The sequence below is a fragment of the Arthrobacter sp. NPDC097144 genome (assembly GCF_044762205.1).
Lineage (GTDB): Bacteria > Actinomycetota > Actinomycetes > Actinomycetales > Micrococcaceae > Arthrobacter_B.
The window spans coordinates 197369-220558 of record NZ_JBIWDW010000005.1; the positions used below are offsets into that span (position 1 = coordinate 197369).

Annotated in this window: 20 protein-coding genes; 14 read left to right on the plus strand and 6 right to left on the minus strand. The window is 62.0% G+C overall.

Going from position 1 to position 23190, the window contains the following annotated elements; all coding sequences use genetic code 11:
- Positions 1-31 precede the first annotated feature (31 nt).
- Entirely contained in the window at positions 32-664 is a 633-nt protein-coding gene (locus ACIQXM_RS13445; RefSeq protein ID WP_400932298.1) for a cysteine hydrolase family protein, read from the plus strand.
- 123 nt (positions 665-787) lie between these two features.
- On the opposite strand, the gene ACIQXM_RS13450 is transcribed toward ACIQXM_RS13445, so the two are convergent.
- Entirely contained in the window at positions 788-1663 is an 876-nt protein-coding gene (locus ACIQXM_RS13450) for an SDR family oxidoreductase (protein WP_400932300.1), read from the minus strand.
- Between the two features lie 142 nt (positions 1664-1805).
- On the opposite strand from ACIQXM_RS13450, the gene ACIQXM_RS13455 reads away from it, so the two are divergent.
- From ACIQXM_RS13455 to ACIQXM_RS13465, 3 genes are all read left to right on the plus strand, one after another.
- Positions 1806-2411: a TetR/AcrR family transcriptional regulator gene (locus ACIQXM_RS13455; protein ID WP_400932303.1), complete on the plus strand. Its 606-nt coding sequence runs from the start codon at positions 1806-1808 to the stop codon at positions 2409-2411.
- A gap of 440 nt (positions 2412-2851) precedes the next feature.
- Positions 2852-3070: a hypothetical protein gene (locus tag ACIQXM_RS13460; protein WP_400932306.1), complete on the plus strand. Its 219-nt coding sequence runs from the start codon at positions 2852-2854 to the stop codon at positions 3068-3070.
- Between the two features lie 295 nt (positions 3071-3365).
- Positions 3366-4367: a hypothetical protein gene (locus ACIQXM_RS13465; RefSeq protein ID WP_400932309.1), complete on the plus strand. Its 1002-nt coding sequence runs from the start codon at positions 3366-3368 to the stop codon at positions 4365-4367.
- Positions 4368-4552: 185 nt separating this feature from the next.
- Here the strand turns inward: ACIQXM_RS13465 and ACIQXM_RS13470 are convergent, their stop codons facing one another.
- Both ACIQXM_RS13470 and ACIQXM_RS13475 read right to left on the minus strand, forming a co-directional pair.
- Positions 4553-5131: a hypothetical protein gene (locus ACIQXM_RS13470; protein ID WP_400932312.1), complete on the minus strand. Its 579-nt coding sequence runs from the start codon at positions 5129-5131 to the stop codon at positions 4553-4555.
- Between the two features lie 155 nt (positions 5132-5286).
- Positions 5287-5694, minus strand: a complete 408-nt coding sequence (locus ACIQXM_RS13475; RefSeq protein WP_400932523.1) for a hypothetical protein — start codon at positions 5692-5694, stop codon at positions 5287-5289.
- Here ACIQXM_RS13475 and ACIQXM_RS13480 point away from each other — a divergent pair.
- Positions 5615-5812, plus strand: coding sequence for a winged helix-turn-helix transcriptional regulator (locus ACIQXM_RS13480; RefSeq protein WP_400932314.1), 198 nt, complete (start codon positions 5615-5617; stop codon positions 5810-5812). The genes ACIQXM_RS13475 and ACIQXM_RS13480 overlap by 80 nt on opposite strands.
- A gap of 217 nt (positions 5813-6029) precedes the next feature.
- Here ACIQXM_RS13480 and ACIQXM_RS13485 read toward each other — a convergent pair whose 3' ends face one another.
- Positions 6030-6746: a DUF4386 domain-containing protein gene (locus tag ACIQXM_RS13485; protein ID WP_400932316.1), complete on the minus strand. Its 717-nt coding sequence runs from the start codon at positions 6744-6746 to the stop codon at positions 6030-6032.
- Between the two features lie 138 nt (positions 6747-6884).
- Here ACIQXM_RS13485 and ACIQXM_RS13490 point away from each other — a divergent pair, with 138 nt between their 5' ends.
- Positions 6885-7547: a TetR/AcrR family transcriptional regulator C-terminal domain-containing protein gene (locus tag ACIQXM_RS13490; protein ID WP_400932318.1), complete on the plus strand. Its 663-nt coding sequence runs from the start codon at positions 6885-6887 to the stop codon at positions 7545-7547.
- A 218-nt stretch (positions 7548-7765) separates the two neighbouring features.
- On the opposite strand, the gene ACIQXM_RS13495 is transcribed toward ACIQXM_RS13490, so the two are convergent.
- The gene (locus tag ACIQXM_RS13495) at positions 7766-8533 is read right to left on the minus strand and encodes a hypothetical protein (RefSeq protein ID WP_400932320.1); all 768 of its coding nucleotides are present in this window, start codon (positions 8531-8533) and stop codon (positions 7766-7768) included.
- A 2230-nt stretch (positions 8534-10763) separates the two neighbouring features.
- Between ACIQXM_RS13495 and ACIQXM_RS13500 the strand changes: the two genes are divergently transcribed.
- Entirely contained in the window at positions 10764-11030 is a 267-nt protein-coding gene (locus ACIQXM_RS13500; RefSeq protein WP_400932322.1) for an endonuclease domain-containing protein, read from the plus strand.
- 905 nt (positions 11031-11935) lie between these two features.
- Here ACIQXM_RS13500 and ACIQXM_RS13505 read toward each other — a convergent pair.
- Positions 11936-14698 carry an SIR2 family protein gene (locus ACIQXM_RS13505; RefSeq protein WP_400932324.1) on the minus strand — a complete coding sequence of 921 codons (2763 nt, stop codon included), beginning with the start codon at positions 14696-14698 and terminating at the stop codon, positions 11936-11938.
- Between the two features lie 393 nt (positions 14699-15091).
- Here ACIQXM_RS13505 and ACIQXM_RS13510 point away from each other — a divergent pair, with 393 nt between their 5' ends.
- The 7 genes from ACIQXM_RS13510 (at position 15092) to ACIQXM_RS13540 (ending at position 23102) form a co-directional block, all read left to right on the plus strand.
- Positions 15092-16561 (plus strand): fumarylacetoacetate hydrolase family protein, encoded by a 1470-nt coding sequence (locus tag ACIQXM_RS13510; protein WP_400932325.1) that lies wholly within the window; start codon positions 15092-15094, stop codon positions 16559-16561.
- Complete coding sequence (locus ACIQXM_RS13515; RefSeq protein ID WP_400932327.1) at positions 16558-17256, plus strand: GntR family transcriptional regulator; 699 nt, start codon at positions 16558-16560, stop codon at positions 17254-17256. The genes ACIQXM_RS13510 and ACIQXM_RS13515 overlap by 4 nt, the downstream gene beginning before the upstream one ends.
- A 71-nt stretch (positions 17257-17327) precedes the next feature.
- Positions 17328-18845 carry a 5-carboxymethyl-2-hydroxymuconate semialdehyde dehydrogenase gene (gene hpaE, locus ACIQXM_RS13520; RefSeq protein WP_400932329.1) on the plus strand — a complete coding sequence of 506 codons (1518 nt, stop codon included), beginning with the start codon at positions 17328-17330 and terminating at the stop codon, positions 18843-18845.
- 59 nt (positions 18846-18904) lie between these two features.
- Entirely contained in the window at positions 18905-19990 is a 1086-nt protein-coding gene (gene hpaD, locus ACIQXM_RS13525; RefSeq protein ID WP_400932331.1) for a 3,4-dihydroxyphenylacetate 2,3-dioxygenase, read from the plus strand.
- A gap of 30 nt (positions 19991-20020) precedes the next feature.
- On the plus strand, positions 20021-20806 hold the full coding sequence (gene hpaH, locus ACIQXM_RS13530; RefSeq protein WP_400932333.1) for a 2-oxo-hept-4-ene-1,7-dioate hydratase: 786 nt from the start codon (positions 20021-20023) through the stop codon (positions 20804-20806).
- Positions 20791-21597: an HpcH/HpaI aldolase/citrate lyase family protein gene (locus ACIQXM_RS13535; protein WP_400932335.1), complete on the plus strand. Its 807-nt coding sequence runs from the start codon at positions 20791-20793 to the stop codon at positions 21595-21597. Before hpaH ends, ACIQXM_RS13535 begins: the two co-directional genes overlap by 16 nt.
- An 11-nt stretch (positions 21598-21608) precedes the next feature.
- Positions 21609-23102, plus strand: coding sequence for an MFS transporter (locus ACIQXM_RS13540; RefSeq protein WP_400932337.1), 1494 nt, complete (start codon positions 21609-21611; stop codon positions 23100-23102).
- Positions 23103-23190 lie beyond the last annotated feature (88 nt).

The following is a 23190-nucleotide window of genomic DNA, read 5'->3' on the forward strand; positions in this document are numbered from 1 at the left end:
CATTCCCGCCCAACAAGCACAGGAGATCCCCATGACCACCGCACCGCGCCGCGCCCTGATTGTCATTGACGCCCAGCAGGAGTACTTCGATGACGGACTGCTTCCGATCCAGTATCCGAACCGGGATGATTCAGTCGCCGTCATCCAGTCCGCCATTAAGGAGGCACGCGAGGCCGGGGTGCCGGTGGTGCTCGTGCAGCACGAGCTGCCGGCGGAAGCACCCGTGTTTGCTTCCGGCTCGGCGACCTGGCAGAACCACTCCGGTGTGGCGGCCCATGAGGGGGAAGCAGCAAAGCGCATCAGCAAGCAGTTCTCCAGCATCTTTGCCGGCACGGATCTGGAACCCTGGCTGCGGGAGCAGGGGATCGACACCATTACCCTGGCTGGCTACATGACCAACAACTGTGTGATCGCTTCCGCTGTGGCCGCCGAGCCCCTCGGTTTCGCCGTCGAGGTCCTCTCCGACGCGACCGGAGCCATCGATCTGGCCAACGAAGCCGGCGCCGCACCGGCACGCCAGGTCCATGAAACCCTCATGGCACTGCTGCACTCCAACTGGGCTGCGGTCGCCGACGCCGAGACCTGGACCGCGGCGCTGCGGACGGGGGAGCCGCTGGCCAAGAGCGACCTCGTCACCTCCGCTGCGCAGGGGCGTGGCGAATAGGCACCATCGCCCGCATAACGACGACGGCTTTTCCACGGTTTGTGGGGGAGCCGTCGTCGTTTTGTCGGGAGGGGCCGGCGGCCGTTCAACACTCCGGAGGGCCGCCGTCGTTCACATGCCCTGTTACTGCGCCGTCGGGTAATGGTCGCGGAGGTAGGCGCTCACTGTAGTGGGCGTGCGGCCGAGGAGCTTTTCCAGATCGCCGCTCGGGTTTCCCCACTCGCCGGCATTGATCCCGCGTGCCCATCCGAGCGCGAACCCTGCTGCCGCTTCCGGGAGCCCGTTGGCCACTGACTGGTCGATGTATTCCTCCTCCGTGACGGGCGCATAGGCGACCTCAGCCCCGTGAAGCTCAGACAGAATCCCGGCGACGTCAGCGAAGGAGACGGGCTGGTTCCCGTGGAGTGCATACGTCTGGTTTTCATGGCCGGGCTCGGTCAGGATGACTGCTTGTGCTTCGGCCAGGTCATCGCGGGTTGCCCAAGCGGCCTTGCCGTCACCTGCGGGGACCCGGACTCCGGTCTCGAACGCATTCTCACCGATGTAGAACGGCATCGACTCGGTGAACGGCGGGTGGGCAGCGATCGTGTAAGTAAGGCCGGAAGCCTCTAGCTCCTGCAGTGTGAAGAGGTCGGGCTTGGTGACTTCCTGGAGTACGAATTGGGAGTCCTCCGGCCGGATGATCGGGGTATAAACCAGGCGCTGCACACCGGCCTGCCGCGCAGCCTTGATGACGTTGATGTGCTGGGTGTTGCGGTCCGTGAACGCATGGGTGGGCACTAGCAGCAGGGTCTCTACATCGGTGAACGCGCGAAGGAGGGAGTCTTGATCCAAGTAGTCGCCCTGGCGTATTTCAATTCCCTGCGCGGCGAGGTCTGCTGCCTTTTCGGGATCCCGCGCCAGGCCAACGAGGTCGCTTGCGGGTCGGCGGTCGAGGAGCTTCTGGAGCGTCTTTCGTCCGATGTGTCCGCTGGCGCCGGTGACGAGGGTTTTACTCATGGTTCATCCATTCGCTTTTACAATGATGACGGTCGTCATTTGTGCAAAGATGTCATACGTCCTCATTGAGTGTCAAACAGTGCTGCGCCGTCTCGTGCAGTGGAAGATGCAGGCGTGATCCTGCCGTCAAAAGGAGCGCGAAGTGCCACGAATTTCACAGCAGCAGAAGGATCACAACCGGGCAAAGATCATTGCAGCCGCCGGTGAGCGCTTCCGCGCCTGCGGTATCGACGGCGTGGGCATTGACGCCCTGATGGGCACCGCTGGAATGACTCACGGCGGTTTCTACAACCACTTCGGATCAAAGGAAGACCTTGCGCACGAGGTCTTCCGGCAGGGATTCAATGACTCACTCAGTGAGGTCGACCGTATTGTGGGAGACCATCCCGACTCTGCCAGAGCCGCTCTGGCGGCAATTATCGACAGCTACGTGACACCCGTTCACCGCGATGACCCCGAACAAGGATGCGCATCGGCCGCTCTGGCCGCCGATGCGGCCAGACACGGGTCTGGCACACAAGCGGAATATGCCCGCGGGCTGGAAGGCTACCTAGCCGCAATCAGTGATCTGCTCCTCGCCGACCAGCCCGAGAACCAGCGGGATCCCGAGCGGGCACGCCGTGAGGCCATTGCTCTGTTCAGCCAGATGGTCGGTTCCCTCGTCGTTGCGCGTGCCGTGGCACAAGCCGCTCCAGGGCTCTCCGACGAGATCATTGCTTCCAATCATCACCAGCTGATGCAGCACTGAACGGGGCACTTTGAAGGGCAGGGCCCATTGCCACCACGGTTCAAATATTTGTCGACATGCTTTCAGTGGATAGGGTTCCTATCTGATGTATGGCGATGAGGGAAGCAGATATGCACGCGAAGAATGGCCTCGTACGGTGGACAGCTACACGGTTAGCACTGGGAATAATTGTTTCGGCGCCTCTCCTAGCCGGATGCAGCAACGGAAGTCCCAGTGCCCAGGGGCTGCCTAGCCCGTCCTCGTCTCCAACCGATTCCAGTACACGGTCGACACCCACGGCATCAAAAGCACCTACTGCCTCACAGACCCCGACGGCGCCCCGTCCCGCCACAGCGCAGCCTTTGCCGGCTACGGCTGAACCGGTAGCTCCAGTTCCATCTCCAGCGGAGGGGCAAGGTGAAGCAGAAGGTCCGCCCCGGTTTATGGCTGAGGTGCCGCGTATGAATGTCTCCACTGCGGAAGGTGCAATTGAAGTCCTCCAAAAGGCTTTCGATTACAACCCGGACCTGACCTACGACGCACACGCGAATGAGTACGGAACCTTTGACGTCACCATCCGCTCCCTTTCGATCATCGCGGAAGGGGGATCTGGGGCCGTAGGCACCTATGAAGTAAATTCCGACGGTAATTACTTCATGAAGTCCTCGGTTATCAGATGAACTGAAGCGGAATGTCCGCGCGGCGGCGGGACTCCCCTCCCATGCACGCAACTGGGAAATGATGATGCAGCGTTTCGGTACTTTTCTTGCGGCAGGAGCAAACGGTGGACGACGATATCCAGCTGATCAGCGACGGCGATGGTCTTGCTGTTATCGGTGAGCCAAACGCCGTCGAGCGTTTCCTGTCGTCTGAGAGGCTAAAATCGAAAGACCTTGGCTTGCAACGGCTCGGCTCCTCCCTGAATAAGGCCGCTGGCGCGGTCGAGGTAGGTTCCCGTCTAAAACGGGACTCAGCATGGGGGTCGTCCAGGCAAAGGGCCAGGGCGGCGGCATCAAAGCAATCGTCCAGTTCAGCAGCGGGAACGCATCCAAGCTAGCCAACCCCGCACTGTTGGCCGGAGCAGCGGGAATCATGGCACAGGTAGCAATGCAGCAGACCATGGATGAAATCACCGACTATCTCGCTGCGATCGACGAGAAGGTTGACGACATTCTCCGAGCCCAAAAGGATGCAGTGCTTGCGGACATGCTGGGGGTGGACTTTGTCATCGAGGAGGCGCTGACCGTCCGTGGGGAAGTGGGCAGGGTGTCCGAGGTGACATGGTCCAAGGTGCAGGCGACATCAGGCACGATCGGTCGGACGCAGGCGTACGCACTGCGCCAGCTTGAAGCTTTGGCGGAGAAGCTTGAGGGCAAAACAGCGGTTGGGGACCTCGCCAAGGCAACAAAGGACGCCGAGACGAAAGTGCGCGAGTGGCTCGCTGTCCTGGCCCGCTGCTTCCAGCTCCAGGATGCCCTCAACATTCTTGAACTGGACCGTGTTCTTGAGGCGGCGCCGGAGGACCTTGACCAGCACCGTCTCGGTCTCAAGACCGCTCGAAGGCACCGGACGGAGCATATAGCGCGGACCACGGGACGGCTGATGGTCCGCCTGGATGCCGCTGCCGGTACGGCCAACTCGAAGGTCCTGTTAAAGCCCGCCGCGTCCCGTTCCGTGGTGAAATCCAGCAACGAAGCAGCCGCCGGCATTGCTGAGTTTCAGGAACTGCTTGGCATCGGCGCCGGACGGGAAGCGCTGGAGGCCAGGCTTTGGCGTGAGGCCGCTGTAGACGTCAAAGATCGAGTTGTGGTGGCGGGGGCCGACGGCGTGGACGCGGCCAAGCGGATCAGTGCGGAAGGTGTCGACGCCGCCAAACGCCTGCGGACTGAGACCATGGGCAAGGCTAAAGCGGCATCGGAAAAGGTGGCATCCCGGCTCGCTCAGCAGTCTTCTCGCTGGCGGCGCGAGGCCGAGTAGAGCTCCTGCCGTAGTCACACTTGACCATGAGACGACCGACCCAGCACCGGGCAGTCAGGGTAGCCGACGGAGCCGTAAGTCCTGGTCCACCTCGTTGAGGGGCAGGTCTTCCTCTCAGCGGCTGGCCAGGTCCGGGTGGGACGGGGAGGCTCACGACGAGTTTGCGAATTCAATAAGGCAGCCACCTACCAATCCGGCAGGTGTTCTTTCCAAGGGTGATCTTCCGGAAGGCCAACTCTGGGATCGACGGCAAGTTTGCGGTAATGCCGGGGGAGCATCACAGGTATTTCACCTGTTGGCGTGCCTAGAAGGTCCCAACGATCTTCGTAGGATTGGAAGGTCTCGACACTGACCCGGGACTGATCCGGCCCGGCATTGCGCTTTCCGGGGGATGTCTCGGGATCGGTAAGCCAGTTCATATGCCCTATCCAAGCGGCAGCAGCCACGTGGTCCCGCGGGACAATAAAGGAACGGGGTGCAGCAGTAGGCATAGAAGGATCGAGCATGACAAGCACATACCATTCGTGCTGAGAGAGCGCCGGTTGCTGGGATTTCAGGCCGAGGAGCCAAGTCCCCTTTGCGTCCTTAGCCTGGATAGCCTTGACTTGAACCTCGATCTGGCGTCGCGGCCCGTCACTATGCACTGCAAGAATGTCGGTCCGCTCCAGTCCGTCCCGGGTAAGTGCTGCAGCCCAGTTGTGCCGCGCCAACACGGAACACACCCAGTGTTCTCCTGCGCTCTTGCTCATTTTCTTATCTGCCATGCTCCGGAGCATACCCAACGCCAGCTTCGGTCCTGATAGGCGTCCGGGCGACAATCGTAGTCGCCGACGGCTCTGCGGGTAGGATGCTGCTAGCTCCGGGTAGTCCGTGTAGCCAGAGTCATCGTCGGTGTAGACGGTGGCCTGGTCGACCTCGTTCAGCGGCAGGTCTTCCCGTCCTGCCAGCGGGCCAGATCGGGGTTGGCGATGACGGGACAGCCGACGACGACGGCCTCGGCCAGGTCCTCTTCGAGGAGCATGATGGCGTCCTCGCGGCTGGTGACCGTGCCGAAGCCGGTGTTCAGCAGCACAGGACCGTCAAAGCGGCGGCGCAGTCCCTGGATCAGCTCATCGGCCGGGTCCTTGTGCAGGATGGACAGGTAGGGCGGCCCGAATGCCGGTATGCCCGACGACGTAAGCCACGGCCATGGAAGGCCTCGATGACCAGGCGGGCCGAAATCGAGCAGCTGAGGCTTGTCCGGGCGGATGCTGACGGTCTGGCTTCGGGACCTTGAAGCCGCCGGCCTGGTGGAATGCCTCGTCCAGCCAACCATTCCGGTCAGCATCCGCTGTCGTCTCTCCGCGGGTGGCATCGACCTGCGGCGCGCCCTGCAACCCATTACGCACTACGCCCGGTGGGAGAGCGGCGACGGCGGTGGGCCGGCTGCGGCAACGGGCTCCTGAGCGCCGTCATCGGAGCCACTGCCCGACGGATGAAAAGTCTGTGCCCGGATATCCCGAGCTGCAAAATAGTGTCCTGGACACCACCGATCTCCGCGGGCCGGCCGAGTTCTACCGTCAACTTCTCGGGCTCCGTTACTTGCCCGGAGACGAACCTCCAGCGGAGGCATAGCTGATCCCTTGGGCGAGTAGAGATGTCAGAGCTGCCGGCGAGACTTTGTCATGACCGCGGCGCCCGGGATTCTTGGGCGCCGGTTCCGGTCGTTTCGGCATCCCGCGGACGCCGGAAGCCGACAACCGTCAGGTAGATCCCCAGCGAGGCCTCCCAGATGATCTCCGGCAGCGTGGCCAGGGCTGAGGGAATCGAGCTCTGTCCATAGGCCCCGAAGAGCACGGCAACGCCGGACATCGACATCAGGGGACCGCCAATCAGGCCGAGCAGTGCCATTGGCCGCGGCACCAGGTGCGAGCGGTACATCAGGAACGCGAGCAGCAGTCCGTTGCCGATGCCGACCACAAAGCCCGGGCCCAGCAGGAACGTCCAGCCGTGTACTGCCACCAGGGCTCGGGCGACGGGCAGGTACTCGGCGGCGTCGGGACCGGCGGTCTGCCGCAGCGTCACCACAGCCAGGATGCTGAGGATACCGACGGCAATGAACGTGCACTCCACAATCCGGGCTGCGAAGTAGCCAACCGCCGCCGTCTCGCTGTGGTGGCGCAGCACGGGAAAGAGTACGACGGCGGTGCCGATGTTTGTGATGATCAGTACCAGTTCGCAGACCGCACCGAGAAGGATTCGGGTGTCCGCGCCGGGACCGATGATGTAGTCCGGGTCGGTGAGCAGCGGTGCGTAGAGTGCGGCCCCGGTGATGGCCGAGACGAAGGTTAGAAGGAAAAGAACCCCGGCTGTCCGGGCGGTTCGGGTGGGGGCTTGCATGGTGTTCCCATCGCCAAAGGTGTACGAAGTACACCGTGTGCCATGAACGTAGGTGTATGACGTACACTCTGTCAAGCATCAATTCCTATGAAGGCGGCGTCGTTGGCACAGGTACCTCAGGATCGGCAGGAGGCATCCGTGTCCCGACCGCGTCTGAACCGGGAAACCGTGCTCCGCGCCGGCGTCGACCTGGCTGACCAGGCGGGGATCGAAGGTTTCACCATGCGCACCCTCTCCCAGGAGCTCGGGGTGGTGCCCATGGCGCTGTACAAGCACGTGGCCAACAAGCAGGAACTGCTTGAGGGCATGGTGGATCTCGTGTGGAACGAGGTCACCGAGCCGGACGCCCGGCACGGCTGGAAGCAGGGAATCCGTGATCGTTCCGTCTCACTGAGGGACGCCCTCACCCGGCACCGCTGGGCAGTGGGCCTCATGGAGGCAGCAGGCCACCCGGGCCCGGAGAGCCTGCGGCAGCACAACGCTATGCTGGGATGCCTGCGGGAAAGCGGGTTTTCGTTCCGCACCACCGTGCATGTAACGAGCATGCTGGATGCCTACGTGTACGGCTTCGCCCTGCAGCAGAAAACGCTCTCCTTCGAGACTCCGGAGGAATCGGCTCAGGCTGCTGCAGCAACCCGCGACGGTGAATCAGCGGAGGACGCGGCCCGGTATCCGTACCTGCTCGAAGTGGTGGGGGAGCTGGCGAAGGAAGGCTACGACTACGACGCCGAATTCGCCGTCGGACTGGACGTCCTGCTGGACGGCGTTGAGACTCTGCGGGGCTCCTGGCGCAGCGCTTAGGTTCGAGTGGCGCCTCGGCTGTGCGTCGCGTGGCCTAGTTCCGGCCCATGGCGCAGACGGCGTCAGGCAGGGTGGCGCTCTGCCTGGGAGCAGTGAAGTGCGGGCGCACCCGATCAGCTTTGGTTTACCCGCTCATTCCGATATGTCTCCCAACGCTGTTTCGCTACAACGAAACTTGTGGGTACTCATGAAGCATGCAAACAAGAACATTGGCGGGCCTATCTGGTCGTCGATGTGTCGCGCAATTGAGGTGTCGTAAAAGGCATGGGTTCCGAGACTTCACCGAACCATCGATGAAACTGGGATACGGCCACAAGGGCGTTAGTTATAAGTTCTGCGATTTGCAGGGGATCATTCTTTTGACTGGCTCCGTGAGCCGCATCATTGCGCATGGAATTCAATTTGAACAGGAGGCCAATTACCTCATCGGGGATGGGGTCTTGGCCTTTGGCAACGAGGGCGGTAGTCAAGAGAAGCAGTCGGGTCTGGAGCTTCATGCGCTTCTCTACCCCGTAGTTCCAGTTGGGCATGAAGTCTGCCGTCACCAGCCGCCGCAGGCTGAACTCTACGGCGGCGTCAGCGTCGATCACACTGCGCGTCATGTCGTCCTCCCCATATGCCGCGAAGGCCGACAGCATCAATCTTTGGGGGATGTTGTCCGGGTCGGCTGGAGGGGCCCACACTACAAAGAACGATGTGAGGACATCGGCCTCACTGGCCCCTGGCGCGTCAGCGCCAAGAACTATGGGAAAGAGCTGGATTCCCTTTGGATCGAGTTGCCCGCCAACTGTCTGTGTTGCATGAGCCATGACCGTGACGCCGCCCGGAGAATCTGGGTCTCCGATAGGGCCATTCACAACCTTGTAAACGCGAGCGCCGACCGGAATGTCGCAGTCGCTGAACTCCAGCCAGAATGGTTTCCCCATTGGGACCGACCGGATGAGCATGGTGGATGACCCACCCGCCAACATGACTGCGTGCGACAAATCAGACCTATTACTGAGATGGCGTATGAGATTGTCCCAGTAATCGAAGTCTTCGGAACAGTGCGGGCACGGCTCGACCCGCCTGTCCCATGCCTTTGAGAGATATTCCACGTCAACTTGAATGGGTCCTGATCCGCATTCACCGCAAAACGTAGAGTTCCCCTGAGTCCACAAATTATTCATGGACTCAACAATAAGTGGAGGGGGAGGGGACCCGTGTTGCGCAACGCCGCCTGCCCGGTCGTCTTAGCGGCTCTTTACCTGGGCGGGTTAGGAATTTTTGGGGCTGGCAGGCCAGTGCGGAGGGTGGTTCCTTCATACGCCCGTGCCGGTCGGAATAGTTCGTACTGCCCAACCCGCATCCCTTCGTATGCCGGATGTAACCGGGCTGCCGCCGGGAACTGGTAGAGATACGGAAGCAGGTCCTGGCTGTAAGCCATGGGCGGCCTCACTCCGTCGCGGCCGAACGGCGGTAGGTCTCCGTAAGGCAGGTTGTTGGCTCTCGCCCACCTTTCAATTTTCCCACTCGAGGGTATACGCCAGCAGCATCGCGCCAATATGCGAGGGAACCGGCCAAGGCGCGTGCATGCCTCAGGTGGGAGTTTAGTGTCTCGCTGATCGGCCACAGGTGATCAGGGCGAACACAGCGCTTTCGGTTGCACAGATGATCCAATGTCTTTCGTGGCTCGTGTCCACCCATGAACCACACATATGCGAAGCGGTGAGCATACCAATGCCCGCCCGCGTGCATTTGACCATAGCCGTCTTCATTCGGCTGCTCTACCCAGATCCAACAGCCAGTTTCCCAATCAGCTTCAATCCCTGCTCGGAAGGGGGGACAAGGATTTTTCCTGCCGTTTGTGAGGGCAAGTTGTTCGTGCGGGAGACAGTATCCGTGTGCGGCGGGGAGGCGTTTGCTTCCTTCGGCTTTGCACTTGGTTTGGCGGCGGAGCCACTTCCCGTAGTGCGGTTCGCACCCCCCCCGGCGTCCGCGGTAGTCTTGGCAGCCATCTTCAACCTACTGTTTCGACTCCGCCACAAGGCTCCTCACCGTGTCCCACGTTATTGGAATTCGCAAGCCGACATGAGCCCCGTGCAGCCCAATGACTGGGCTGTTATCGATACACGTCGTCAGGCATATTGGCTGGGCACCCTACTAAGGCTTTTACAGATACTTCCCTGTCATTCTCTCCCGCGGAGGGGCCCAATGCCCCTGTGCGGCGGGCAGTGTGGGAACCTGCGCGTGACACTATTGTCAGTCCCACGACATAAGCTCCCTCCATGATTAATGATGATGCTGCAGAGCCCCTATGAAGCCGTTGTCACAAACGGGCGACTGGCCCATTTGTGACGGTCCCGGACGCAATAACTTGCCTCGATGCGACAGGCCTGTATATCAGCGGTCCGCGGCGTTTTGCAGGTCCCATGCGCGCCAGATGGAAATCCATGGGACGCTATCGCCGCTTCGTACACGCACGAGCAAAACACCATGCTTGGCGCCTGGTAACGATGGGGATGTGTGCGGGCGCCAAGTTTTTTTCGTGAACCGGGCCAAGACGACGGTGTATGTAAGACGCATTATGACCAGCTAAAGAAGCGGGGCTGGATGGGGCCCATTGCCTCACACGTAGCAGTGCCCGCGGCACAATGCATCGGGCCCGGGCAGGACGGAGCGGAAGAGTGCTCACGTAGTGCGGAAACCGGGTCCGGGTACTGCGCAGCCCATGCCAACCAGCTGCTTCGGTCGGGACAGTTGAAGCCGATACGTCGAACGAATACCCCCGATGGGCCGTGCAAGGGCCCGGGGGAAGATGACGAACTATGCGGGCGTCCAATGAAACACAAGGGGTTGGGTCTATGTGTTGGTCACTACGCTCAAGTCCGACGTGGGCAGAAACTCTCTCCTCTCAAACGGACCAGAAAGCAGGGTGAATCGGCTCCTTGTAATTTTGAGGGCTGCAGATACGGCGACGTTGCGGACGGGATGGGCTACTGCCGAGCTCACTGGCGACAATTCCAGTTGGGTCAGCCTCTTCGCCCGTTGAGGGGGAATTCCGCCCGGGGTCGCGCAGAGGTCTGTGAGAGGGACAGTATGGGCAATAAGTATTGCCCCAGCTGCCTGAGCTGGAAATCTGAAGGACAATTCAGCAAATCGTCGGTCTCAAGCGATGGACTGAACTATAGGTGTCGTGTCTGTCATGCAACGGCGGGAAGGCTGTCCAAATATGGCATGAGCGGTGACATCTACGATGTACTACTAAAAGTTCAAGGTGGGGGATGTGCAATATGCGGGATGCTGGCTAAAGCTAAGGGCTATAATTTGTCGGTTGACCACGACCATTCGTGCTGCCCCGGGGAGATGTCTTGCGGAAATTGCATACGCGGAATTCTATGCCCGGATTGCAACCGTGCCATTGGCCTGTTCCGCGATGATACTCGCATCATGACAGCTGCAATTGCATACCTGCGTCGCGGTCACCTTCCAATGATTGAGTAGCGGGCAGATTGGATGGCAAGCTGCATCAGTCCCAGATGATTTAAATGCGTGGCCGCTGACCCCAAGCCGCCCATGTATAAACAGTTGTGAGGTTCGTTCTACTTCAATAGTTCAACGGATTATTGAAGAATAGCAACGCGAGCGCTCCGAGTTCGGCTCGGTTAAGCTCTGGAGCGCTGCGGGGAAGCGAATTTGATTACTGCCCATAGAGGTAAGTTTCCTCGATGGGCAGGAGTCTAGATGGTTCATCGACGAGAAGCGGCTTTCCTGCTTGACGTCGAATGCGGCCCACAACAAGTATGGTTCGCGGGGACCTCATCTAAGTGAACGCGAGCGGTCTTGCGATGCTTCGCAGCCATCGTGAGAATCTCGACGGAATCGTGTGGAATCTCGATAGTTTCATGCAAAGCGGAAAATGGCGCTTGGACGCCCCCTGCCCAGTTGAAGGTCGCCGTGAACATACTTACGAACTCGCTAGATACAATCTCACTCAAAGCGCTGATAAATTCTAGGCTGACGCCAGCAGCGACAATGTCATTTACTTGTTGCACGCGCGGTTCTATGCCGGGGCGGATCAATGGCCAAGGCTAGCCCACGGCACGGAATCAAGATTCCATGCCGGGGGGTTGCACTTGTAGACCAGGCACCCGGCTGGCGCTCCCCGGCAGGAAGTCTCCTTGCTGAGCTACCCAGAGTTCCGAGGTCATGAAGTGTGACTTAAAGTGCTCGGCCTGCCCGGTAGGTGTACCCAAGCAGAATCTAAAAGTCAGCTGTTAGGTCATTGGCGCGGAAGGTTGGCCGGCCCACGCAATCCGTGTCGCAGTGGGCCGCCTGCCAGTCACGACAGTTCGTCCGATGTCGAAAGCGGAAGGCGGCCCGGGGCTTCGGAGGGTGATTTCCCCTGTCTATGACGTTATCGGTTCCGTCTCGGAACTGGTCTTGCTTTCCGGGCCATAACCAAGTTTCTTCCAAGTCACGGTAACCGAGAGTCGAGCACCAATGTCTTCCGGTTTGACTCGGTATTCAGCTGACTGTCCACTTTCTTCGATCCTGTCGCTGTTGCGCCGCCACGCATGAATGACTTGGTATCCGTCGCCTTTAGAGGCGACGTGGGCGCGGAGCGTCGAGCCCACAACGGGTCGACCCTTGACCACGGGCTTGTTCGAAACCTGTTCTACAGCCTCTCCGCTCGATAGTTCTACATATCGACTCTTCAGTTTCTCCAGGTCGCGGAGGGCTTCAGGGCTTGCCGCCAAGACGGTTTTGAGGCTGTCGTGGGTTGACTTCCAATCATCTTCCACTCGGCGACGCTCCTCCAGAGGTACGTCCTCGGAGTGGGCGTTGAGCTGTTCAATCACCCGGAGCGAATACCGCAGGAGGGCCCACCACGTGATGATGTTCGCCGGGTCCCTGATTTGGGCATGCTCGAAAGCTTCAAAGCCATTTGCGTAGTATTTAAGTCCAAGGGGGATGTCAAAGGCCATAAATTCAGCTGCACGTGCCATGAGTACAGTGCCCAGAGTCGTATTTGAATAGGTGTCATCGGTAATCGAAACAGCCCGCCGAGCGAAAGACTCAGCACGCGCAGACGCGCCGGGATCTTGCGTACTAGCTTCTCGGTTGGCTATGGCGCGCTGTTCCCAAAACCGTCCGCTCCAGTCGCCAAAAGTTGGCAGGAGGGACTTATACCAGCGCTCCAAGGGCTGCCCAGGGAAGATAGAAGATAAGTGCTTGTGGCTCATAAGAGATCCAACGAGTGTATCTGCGGTATTGCGTTGTCGGTTCCCTCGCTGGCTTATACTCGGCTTCAACTTTCGAATGCCGGCGGCGAGGATCAACAGACTGGCCGCGGGCTTGAGCCTGTGGATCAACGGTTCCAATGCAAGCCAACGCTGTCTCGATTGAACATGCTCGCCGTCGGCACCGAACAGTGCTCCCAAGGGGGTGGAGCCGCTCATCCGCCGCAGGACTTCCTCGGGTGGAAGCCCGCTCATTCGGCCTAGCTCGACGACCGTGATCCTGCGGTCGACCCTAGCCGCCATGGATGCAAAAAAAGCGATTTGTACGTCCTCGTCGGATTTTAAGTCATCAACAGCTTTTCCAACACGGCGGCCAAAACCAGGTGCCTCCTCAAGACCCGCCATCTGAGAGAAAATCTCCTGGTGGAGGAAGTATCGAACGAGCCGCTGGAATCCACCTTTCTCGTTGTACCACCCCTCAATTTTTCCTAAGCGGCCAGCGTCGTAGAGGCGTTGCACCAGCGCGGTTGCATCTGGCTTTTCGAGTCGTCGAGGTATCGTATAAATCCTGTCGCCCGCTAACAGGCTGACCGGAATACGTCCGAGAATATTGTCTCGGTTTTCAGTTAGGTCAACTGCAAGGCAGGAAACGGATAGGCCAGCAGCTCGCGCATCGCCTACAATCTTACCGACGTTGACCGCAAAGTCAGCCACCCCATCAAAAACGAGAAGGAGTGCTTTGCCGTCTGAAGCGAATTGGAGAATCGCTTCACTGTCTGGTAATTCGTCAGCGGTAAATAAGAACACCCGCCGTGACGCGAGTGCGAATGAACGAGCAATTTGAAACATTCCAGTACTGCGGCCGGATAGACGATCGCCAACGAAAATGAGGCAACTGCTTGCCTCCTTCCCAAGGAGTTGTCCGATTCGTCCACCAGCAGTTGCAGTCCACGTTGTGGTGGCAGGAACGGGAGGAGCTCCAGTCGTAGCGACGTCAGTCCATCGAGGTTCGTCGCCACCCAACAAGTCGTGCTTCAGAGGTTCCTTACCAGGGACATCGATTTTTAGTTCTCGAAATTGCCTAGCAAGCCGTAGCGCATATTCCTCGGGGCGGCTGGGCGTTTCTTCTAGGTTCATATTTGTGAGCTTGGCCCAAATTTTGGTGAACTCCTCGGCAGTTGCTCTAACTGGAATCAGTCGCCAAGATTTTAGGTCCTCAGCGAGTCCAGGGGATATGTCAGGGCTGACATAGAAGCTTGGAGCGTCATGCTCCGGACGGCGACGTATGACGGCCTCCAGATCCGGTTCATCACGTAGCCGTGCGCCAATGACTACAAATGGCTTGACTCCGTACTGATCCCGGAAGATGAAAGGCCATGTCGCGCCCGACACTGCCGCTTGATAGTACTCAGCCAATGAAAAGACAAGTTCTGAGGGTTGACTATCGTGCACGTGTCCATGCAGATGGACCACTGCCAAATTCCGGTCAGGGGATGCCGGCGAATTCCAGGAGGCAGTTTCAAGGGTGCGCGAAGCGGAATTTGCTACAGTCGCGTAGGACGTTTGAAAGGCATCATCGATATTCAGTGTCCATACTCTTTCCCAAGGAAACCGAGCATACTTTTGCATCCATACGGGAGGCTTCACGTTGTAAAAGCGACGGCGCAGCCAGTCATAGACTGGGGCTTGGCCGTGTTTCGCGACAGCCCTGTCGTAAACACGCCAAAGCAAATCGCCCTCTTCGTTTGAAACCTGAAAAGCGGAGCCAATCTCGTTGGCCAGCGCAGCCCCACCAGGCAACGGCCGATTGTCATGAGATACGGAACCAAAGCTGGCCCCTGCCCCTAGCAGCAGGTGGTATCTGCTGCTTCTCGCCGCGAGGCGCAAGGCTTCCAACTGTTCAGGTTGAAGACTTAGCTCGATCGCCATCCGTCCTCCAGCATTCTGCTTGTATTTAAAGACCTCTGAGATTGGACCCATTCAACACCAATTTTCACAGTTCGCACTGCAGGGCCGCTAATGTTTATCCTCTTTGGGTGCTCAGCACAGACTCTCCGGACCCGGTTCTGGCAGAGGAGGCAGTCCGATAACAACGGCTGCAGGCGGTACCGCTACGGCTGAGTCCTGATCGCATCATCGGTTGCCGCCAGCAACCTAAGGCAGCAGAGGTGTATTCTGCACTGTGCTTCAGCGGTTTCCGGCCTTCCGGAAATGTGTACAACATGCAGCCGAGCTCCAGGAGCAACCCCACAGCGCTTGACGTGACTGGCACCACATGGCACTCTGGATAATATACGATTTCGTACTTCATTCAGGAGAGACATGGGCAACGACGCCACCACGGACACGCTGAAGCAGGCCGGCAAGGTCATTGCCGTCCACATCAACTACCCCAGCCGGGCAGCAGAACGCGGACGCACCCCGGAACAGCCCTCCTACTTCCTGAAGCCTGGCTCCTCGTTGGCCCTCACCGGCGGCACGGTGGAACGCCCGGCCGGCTGTGAACTGCTCGGCTTCGAAGGCGAAATCGCCCTGATCATCGGCAAGACCGCCCGCCGCGTGAGCATCGAGGACGCCTGGAGCTACGTCGGGGGAGTGACCGCCAGCAACGACCTGGGCGTGTACGACCTGCGCTGGGCAGACAAAGGCTCCAACCTCCGTTCCAAGGGCGGCGACGGTTTCACCCCCGTCGGCCCCGCCATTCTGGACGCCGCCGACGTCGACCCCGCAGCACTGCGCATCCGCACCTGGGTCAACGGCGAACTCACGCAGGATGACACCACAGCAGACCTGCTCTTCCCCTTCGCCCAGCTGGTGGCGGACCTCTCTCAGCTGCTCACGCTGGAACCGGGCGACATGATCCTCACCGGAACCCCCGCCGGCGCCTCCGTAGCTGTCCCCGGCGACGTCCTGGAAATTGAAGTGGACGTCCCCGCCACCGGAGCAACCACCGGACGCCTCACCACCACCGTCACCGAGGGCACGACGGCGCTGGCTCCCTTCGGCGCGCAGCCTCGGATCGACGACAAGCAGCGCGAAGAAGCCTGGGGCTCCGCCGAAAAGGCAGGCCTCAAGCCCAAAGAAGAAAAGAAAACCCTCACCCCCGAGCTCAAGGCCAAGCTGGAATCCGTCGCCACCGCCACCCTTTCCTCCCAGATGCGCGCCCGCGGCCTGAACAACGTCTCCATCGACGGCCTCACGGGCACCCGCACCGGCCGCAAGGTGGTCGGCACCGCCCGCACCCTGCGCTTTGTCCCCAACCGCGAGGACCTCTTCAAGTCCCACGGCGGCGGCTACAACGCGCAGAAACGCGCCATCGACTCCGTGGGTGAGGGCGAAATCCTCGTCATGGAAGCGCGCGGCGAAAAGGGCACCGGAACCCTGGGCGACATCCTCGCCCTGCGCGCCAAGCACAACGGTGCCGCAGCCATCATCACCGACGGCGGCGTCCGCGACTACTCCACCGTGGCCGGCATCGACCTGCCCGTCTACTGCGCCAACCCGCACCCCGCGGTCCTCGGCCGCAAGCACGTCCCCTGGGACACCGACCTCACCATCGCCTGCGGCGGCGCCACCGTGCAGCCCGGCGACATTATTGTGGCCGACGACGACGGCATCCTGGTCATCCCGCCGGCCATCGCCGAGGAACTGGTGGAGGCTTGCATCGTCCAGGAACACCAGGAAGAGTTCATCGCCGAAATGGTCAAGGCCGGCCACGGCGTGGACGGGCTCTACCCGATGAACGCGGCCTGGAAGGAAAAGTACGAGGCCTGGGCGGCGGAACAAGTATGACTAGAGAACCCGTGAGCACCGCCGCCAGCAGCACCGCCACCGGCTCCAAGTCGGAGCAGGCCTATGCTCAGCTGAAGGACCGAATCCTGTCCGGAGAAATGACTCCGGGCTACCGGCTGGTCCTCAGCAGCATCGCGACTGACATGGGCTTCAGTGTGGTCCCGGTCCGCGAGGCCATCCGGCGCCTGGAAGCTGAAGGGCTCGTGCACTTTGAGCGGAACGTCGGAGCCACCGTGGCCGGTATCGATCCGGACCTGTATCTGCACACCATGCAGACCCTCAGCATCATCGAGGGTGCCGCCACCGCGCTGGCCGCCCCGAGCATCAGCGCCGGGGACCTGGCGAAGGCCCGGGACCTGAACCGAAAGATGCGTGCCGTCCTCGACGCCTTCGACCCGGTCCGCTTCACCCAGCTGAACACCGAGTTCCACGCCCTGTTGTACGGTCCCTGCCCCAACCCGCACATCCTGGACCTGGTCCACCGCGGCTGGAACCGGCTGAACCGGATGCGAACCTCCACCTTCCGGTACGTGCCGGACCGGTCGCACGCCTCGGTGGAAGAACACGATCACCTCCTGGACCTGATCGAGGCCGGAGCCCCGGCGTCCGACGTCGAGCACGCCGCCCGCGCGCACCGCACCAATACGCTCAACGCCTTCCTGGCGCAGGCCCACCAGCCGCCGTCGCCCATCTGACTTGCCCCATCTGACAGCCCCGTCTGACTTGTAACGACTGAGAACACAGAACGCAGAAAGAGGACCACCCCATGGCCGAACACTTTGTTCCCGAGAACCTTCCCACCCACATCCAGCACTTCATCAACGGCAAGTTTGTGGACTCCGTCAACGGCGCCACCTTCGACGTGCTGGACCCGGTAACGAACCAGAACTACGCCACCGCCGCCGCAGGCCAGAAGGAAGACATCGACGCCGCCGTCGCTGCCGCCCGCGAAGCCTTCGTCAACGGCCCGTGGCCCAAGATGAAGCCGCGTGAGCGCGCCCGCATCCTCAACAAGATCGCCGACGCCGTCGAGGCCCAGGAAGCCCGCCTGGCCGAAATGGAAACCTTCGACACCGGTCTGCCCATCACCCAGGCCAAGGGCCAGGCCCTGCGCGCCGCAGAGAACTTCCGTTTCTTCGCGGACCTGATCGTCGCCCAGTTCGATGACGCCATGAAGGTCCCCGGCGCCCAGATCAACTACGTGAACCGCAAGCCCATCGGCGTCGCCGGGCTCATCACCCCGTGGAACACCCCGTTCATGCTCGAGTCCTGGAAGCTCGCCCCGGCCTTGGCCACCGGCAACACCGTGGTGCTCAAGCCGGCCGAATTCACCCCGCTCTCCGCCTCCCTCTGGGCCGACATCTTCACCGAAGCCGGCGTTCCGGCCGGTGTCTTCAACCTGGTCAACGGCCTGGGCGAGGAAGCCGGCGATGCGCTGGTGAAGCACCCGGACGTGCCGCTGATCTCCTTCACCGGTGAGACCACCACCGGCAAGACGATTTTCCGCAACGCCGCAGAGAACCTCAAGGGCATGTCCATGGAGCTCGGCGGCAAGAGCCCCTGCGTGATCTTCGCCGACGCAGACCTGGACGCCGCCCTCGATTCCGCCCTGTTCGGTGTCTTCTCGCTCAACGGCGAACGTTGCACCGCCGGCTCCCGCATCCTGGTGGAACGCCCGGTGTACGACCAGTTCTGCGAGCGCTTCGCCGCCCGCGCCAAGACCATCGTCGTCGGCGACCCGCATGACCCGAAGACCCAGGTGGGCGCACTGGTGCACCCCGAGCATTACAAGAAGGTTGCCTCCTACGTGGAGATCGGCAAGACCGAAGGCCGGCTGCTCGCCGGCGGCGGACGCCCTGAAGGCCTGGAGGAGGGCAACTACATTGCCCCCACCGTCTTCGCCGATGTCGCCCCCGACGCGCGGATCTTCCAGGAGGAAATCTTCGGCCCCGTCGTCGCCATCACCCCCTTCGATACCGAAGCCGAAGCCCTGGAGCTGGCCAACAACACCAAGTACGGCCTGGCCGCCTACATCTGGACGCAGGACCTCACCCGCGCGCACAACTTCGCGCAGAACACCGAGGCCGGCATGGTCTGGCTGAACAGCCACAACGTCCGCGACCTGCGCACCCCGTTCGGCGGCGTGAAGTCCTCCGGCCTGGGCCATGAGGGCGGCTACCGCTCCATCGACTTCTACACCGACCAGCAGGCCGTGCACATCACCCTGGGCAAGGTCCACACCCCCAAGTTCGGGACCGACGACGCCGCCACGGTCGCCGGCTAAACAAGGTTGACGGCTAAGCGCCCCAGACACTTCCACTTCGTTTGCAAAGGAGCAACACCATGAGCATTTCCCTCCACAACCCGAATCCCATTCCGACGCCGAGCATCCAGCCGCCGGACATCATCCGCTGCGCCTACATGGAGCTCATCGTCACCGACCTGGCGAAGTCCCGCCAGTTCTACGTGGATGTCCTCGGCCTGCACGTCACCGAAGAAGATGACGAGGCCATCTACCTGCGCTCCCTGGAGGAGTTCATCCACCACAACCTGGTGCTGCGCAAGGGACCGGTCGCCGCCGTCGCGTCCTTCGCCTACCGCGTGCGCACTCCCGAAGACGTGGACGTGGCCGAGGCTTACTACAAGGAAATGGGCTGCCGCACCGAACGCCGGGCCGAGGGCTTCACCAAGGGCGTGGGCGACTCGGTCCGCGTGGAGGACCCGCTGGGCTTCCCGTACGAGTTCTTCTACACCGTGGACCATGTGGAGCGCCTCACCCAGCGCTACGACCTCTACTCCGCCGGCGAGCTGGTGCGCCTGGACCACTTCAACCAGGTCACCCCCGACGTTCCCCGCGGCCGCGCCTACCTGGAGGACCTGGGCTTCCGCGTCTCCGAGGACATCAAGGATTCCGACGGCGTCACCTACGCCGCCTGGATGCACCGTAAGGACACCGTCCATGACACGGCGCTGACCGGCGGCGACGGCCCTCGCATGCACCACGTTGCCTTCGCCACGCACGAGAAGCACAACATCATCCAGATCTGCGACAAGATGGGCGCCCTGCGCATCTCCGACCGGATTGAGCGCGGCCCCGGTCGGCACGGCGTCTCCAACGCGTTCTACCTCTACATCCTGGATCCGGACGACCACCGCATCGAGATCTACACGCAGGATTACTACACCGGAGACCCGGACAACCCCACCATCACCTGGGACGTCCACGACAACCAGCGCCGCGACTGGTGGGGCAACCCCGTGGTCCCGTCCTGGTACACCGAGGCCTCCCTGGTCCTGGACCTGGACGGCAACCCGCAGCCGCTGGTGGCCCGCACCGATTCCTCCGAAATGGAAGTGACCGTCGGCGCGGACGGCTTCTCCTACACCCGCGGCGACGAGACCGATTACAAGGTTGGCTCCCAGCTCTAAGCAGGTTCGATCCGAACAGAAAGCAGTGCGGTGCTAGATAAATCAACTCTCCAGGCGGTGGCCGACGAGCTGCTCGAGGCCAAGCGGACCCGAACCCCGGTGCCGCTGCTGACCGCCCGCTATCCCGATATGACCATTGAGGATTCCTACGCGGTGCAGAACCTCTGGGCGGACCGGCTGCTTGCCTCCGGCCGCCGGCTGGCCGGGCACAAGATCGGCCTGACCTCCAAGGCCATGCAGGCCGCCACCGGCATTACGGAACCGGACTACGGCATCATCCTCGATGACATGGTGCTGGAAAACGGTGTCACCCTGGACTGGGATTCCTACACGCATCCCCGGATCGAGGTGGAGCTGGCCTTTGTGCTGGGCAAGCCGCTGGCCGGCCCGCACTGCACCATCTTTGACGTCCTGGACGCCACGGACTACGTGGTCCCGGCGCTGGAGATCCTGGACTCCCGGATCGAGATGGAGGGCCGGAGCATCGTGGACACCATCGCCGACAACGCGGCGATGGGCGCTATGGTGGTGGGCGGCAACCCGGTGAAGGCGGCCGACGTCGACCTCCGCTGGGTCTCGGCCCTGCTCTACCGCAACCAGGGCATCGAGGAAACCGGCGTTGCCGCCGGGGTGCTGAACCATCCCGCCGCCGGTGTGTACTGGCTGGCCAACAAGCTGGCCGCGCACCACACGTCCCTGCAGGCCGGGGAAATCATCCTCGCCGGATCGTTCACCCGGCCCATGTGGGTCTACAAAGGCGACACCGTGTACGCAGACTACGGACCGTTGGGAACCATCACATGCCGCTTCGAGTAACCCCCGACGAAACCTTCGCCGCGCGGATCGCCGCCCGCGGCCGGCAGACCGGCATGTGGGTCTGCTCCGGCAGCCCGCTGGTCGCCGAGATCTGCGCCGGCTCCGGACTGGACTGGCTGCTGATCGATGCCGAACACAGTCCCAACGGGCTGGAATCCCTGCTCGCCCAGCTGCAAGCGGTGCACGGTTACCCGGTGGCCCCGGTGGTGCGTCCGCCGTCGGGCGATCCGGTGCTGCTTAAGCAGTACCTGGACCTGGGTGCGCAAAACCTGCTGATTCCCATGGTGGACACCCCGGAGCAGGCCGCGGATCTGGTCCGCGCCGTCCGGTATCCGCCGCAGGGCATCCGCGGGGTAGGCAGTGCCCTGGCCCGCGCGTCGCGCTGGAACCGGATTGACGGCTACCTGCAGAATGCCGCTGACACCCTCACGCTGCTGGTGCAGATCGAAACCGTTACGGCCGTGGACAACGTGGCCGCCATTGCCGCCGTCGACGGCGTGGACGGACTGTTCATCGGACCGTCCGACCTCGCCGCTTCCATGGGCCTGTTGGGCCAGCAGGACCACCCCGACGTGGTGGCCGCCGTCGAGCACTGCATCCGCGAGATCAAGGCCGCCGGCAAACCGGTGGGCGTGAACGCGTTCGCCGAAGCCACCGCCCGGCGGTACATCGCAGCAGGTGTCGACTTTCTCCTGGTGGGTGCCGACGTCGCGCTCCTGGCCCGGGGGAGCGAGGCCCTGGCCGCCACCTATATTTCCGCCGCGGACGACGACGCCCGCGCGAGTTACTGACAAGGATTCCCATGGCTGCACATTCCGGCACCGCCGCCGGTCCCCGTTCCACCCCACGCTCCACGGCCAAGGACACCCGTAAGGTGGCCGTGGCCACCCTGATCGGCACCACCGTTGAGTGGTACGACTTCTTTATCTACGCCACCGCCGCCGGCCTGGTGTTCTCCGAACTGTTCTTCAAGCCCGCGGGGGCGGAGTTCGCCACCCTGGTGACGTTCGCCTCGGTGGGCCTGAGCTTCCTGTTCCGCCCGCTCGGTGCGTTCCTGGCCGGGCACTACGGCGACAAGATCGGCCGCAAGGCCCTGCTGGTGCTGACCCTGCTGCTGATGGGCGGGGCCACCACGCTGATCGGCGTGCTGCCCACCCACGCCACCGCCGGCATCTGGGCGCCCATCCTGCTGGTGCTGCTGCGCATCATCCAGGGCATCTCCGCCGGCGGCGAATGGGGCGGCGCGGTGCTCATGTCCGTGGAACACGCCCCGCGCAACCGCCGCGGACTGTTCGGCTCCTTCCCGCAGCTGGGCGTGCCGCTGGGCATGCTGCTGGCCTCCGGGGTCACGGCGCTGATGACCGGCGTGATCTCCCCGGGCGACGAATTTGTCGAGTGGGGCTGGCGCCTGCCGTTCCTGCTGAGCATCGTGCTGATTGTGGTCGGTTTCCTGGTCCGGAGGTCCGTCAGCGAAAGCCCGGTCTTCGAGGAAATCGCCGAGAAGAAAAAGCAGACCCAGATGCCGATCGTGGAACTGATGAAGAACCACTGGAAGCTGGTGGTCCTGGCCGCCCTGGTCTTCGCAGGCAACAGCGCCGCGGGGTACATGACCACCGGCGGGTTCATCCTGAACTACTCCACCAACCCGGACGGACCGGTGGCCCTGGACCGCACCGACGTGCTGCTGGCCGTCTCCGGCTCCGCCGCCCTCTGGTTCACGTTCACCCTGATCAGCGGTTTCATGGCGGACCGGATCGGCCGGAAGAAGACCTACCTGATTGGCTTTGCCTGCCTGGCACTGACGGTCTTCCCGCTGTTCTGGCTGATCAACACCGGCGACATAGGGATCCTGTTCCTGGGCATGGCACTGTTCACGGTGGGCCTGGGCCTGACCTACGGCCCGCAGGCCGCCTGGTACAGCGAGATTTTCCCGGCCTCCATCCGCTTCTCCGGCGTTTCGGTCTCCTACGCGCTGGGTGCGATCATCGGCGGAGCTTTCGCCCCCACCATCGCGTCCGCGCTGGTCAAGGCCACCGGCACGACGACGTCGGTCTCCGCCTACCTGCTGGTCATGATTGTGCTGGCAGCGGCAGCCACCATGATGCTGCGCGACCGTCCCGGCATCGACCTGTCCATTCGGAACCAGGCGGAGCAGGAAGTCGGGGCCACCATCTTCGACAAGCGCCGCGGAATTTCCACGGATGACGCTGCCACGGTTGACGCCGCCCGGAATGGCGCAGCGGTTGTTGCCGGTTCCGGCGCCGACGCCAAGACGGACGCCCGCACGCGCCGTTAGACGCGGCTGGCCCTGAAGGCCCGGCAGGCGGGGGTTCAAAACCCTCGTCCTGCCGGGCCTTTCGCGTTGCACCTGGGCCTGGGATCGG

Bases quoted from the DNA above. Each gene is read 5' to 3' on its own strand.
- ACIQXM_RS13445 (WP_400932298.1), top strand. From the start codon at position 32: ATGACCACCGCACCGCGCCGCGCCCTGATTGTCATTGACGCCCAGCAG.
- ACIQXM_RS13515 (WP_400932327.1), top strand. From the start codon at position 16,558: ATGACTAGAGAACCCGTGAGCACCGCCGCCAGCAGCACCGCCACCGGC.
- ACIQXM_RS13450 (WP_400932300.1), bottom strand. From the start codon at position 1,663: ATGAGTAAAACCCTCGTCACCGGCGCCAGCGGACACATCGGACGAAAG.
- ACIQXM_RS13510 (WP_400932325.1), top strand. From the start codon at position 15,092: ATGGGCAACGACGCCACCACGGACACGCTGAAGCAGGCCGGCAAGGTC.
- ACIQXM_RS13460 (WP_400932306.1), top strand. From the start codon at position 2,852: ATGAATGTCTCCACTGCGGAAGGTGCAATTGAAGTCCTCCAAAAGGCT.
- ACIQXM_RS13540 (WP_400932337.1), top strand. From the start codon at position 21,609: ATGGCTGCACATTCCGGCACCGCCGCCGGTCCCCGTTCCACCCCACGC.
- ACIQXM_RS13480 (WP_400932314.1), top strand. From the start codon at position 5,615: ATGCTGACGGTCTGGCTTCGGGACCTTGAAGCCGCCGGCCTGGTGGAA.
- ACIQXM_RS13505 (WP_400932324.1), bottom strand. From the start codon at position 14,698: ATGGCGATCGAGCTAAGTCTTCAACCTGAACAGTTGGAAGCCTTGCGC.
- hpaD (WP_400932331.1), top strand. From the start codon at position 18,905: ATGAGCATTTCCCTCCACAACCCGAATCCCATTCCGACGCCGAGCATC.
- ACIQXM_RS13485 (WP_400932316.1), bottom strand. From the start codon at position 6,746: ATGCAAGCCCCCACCCGAACCGCCCGGACAGCCGGGGTTCTTTTCCTT.
- ACIQXM_RS13475 (WP_400932523.1), bottom strand. From the start codon at position 5,694: ATGCTGACCGGAATGGTTGGCTGGACGAGGCATTCCACCAGGCCGGCG.
- ACIQXM_RS13470 (WP_400932312.1), bottom strand. From the start codon at position 5,131: ATGGCAGATAAGAAAATGAGCAAGAGCGCAGGAGAACACTGGGTGTGT.
- ACIQXM_RS13465 (WP_400932309.1), top strand. From the start codon at position 3,366: ATGGGGGTCGTCCAGGCAAAGGGCCAGGGCGGCGGCATCAAAGCAATC.
- hpaE (WP_400932329.1), top strand. From the start codon at position 17,328: ATGGCCGAACACTTTGTTCCCGAGAACCTTCCCACCCACATCCAGCAC.
- ACIQXM_RS13500 (WP_400932322.1), top strand. From the start codon at position 10,764: ATGAGCGGTGACATCTACGATGTACTACTAAAAGTTCAAGGTGGGGGA.
- ACIQXM_RS13535 (WP_400932335.1), top strand. From the start codon at position 20,791: ATGCCGCTTCGAGTAACCCCCGACGAAACCTTCGCCGCGCGGATCGCC.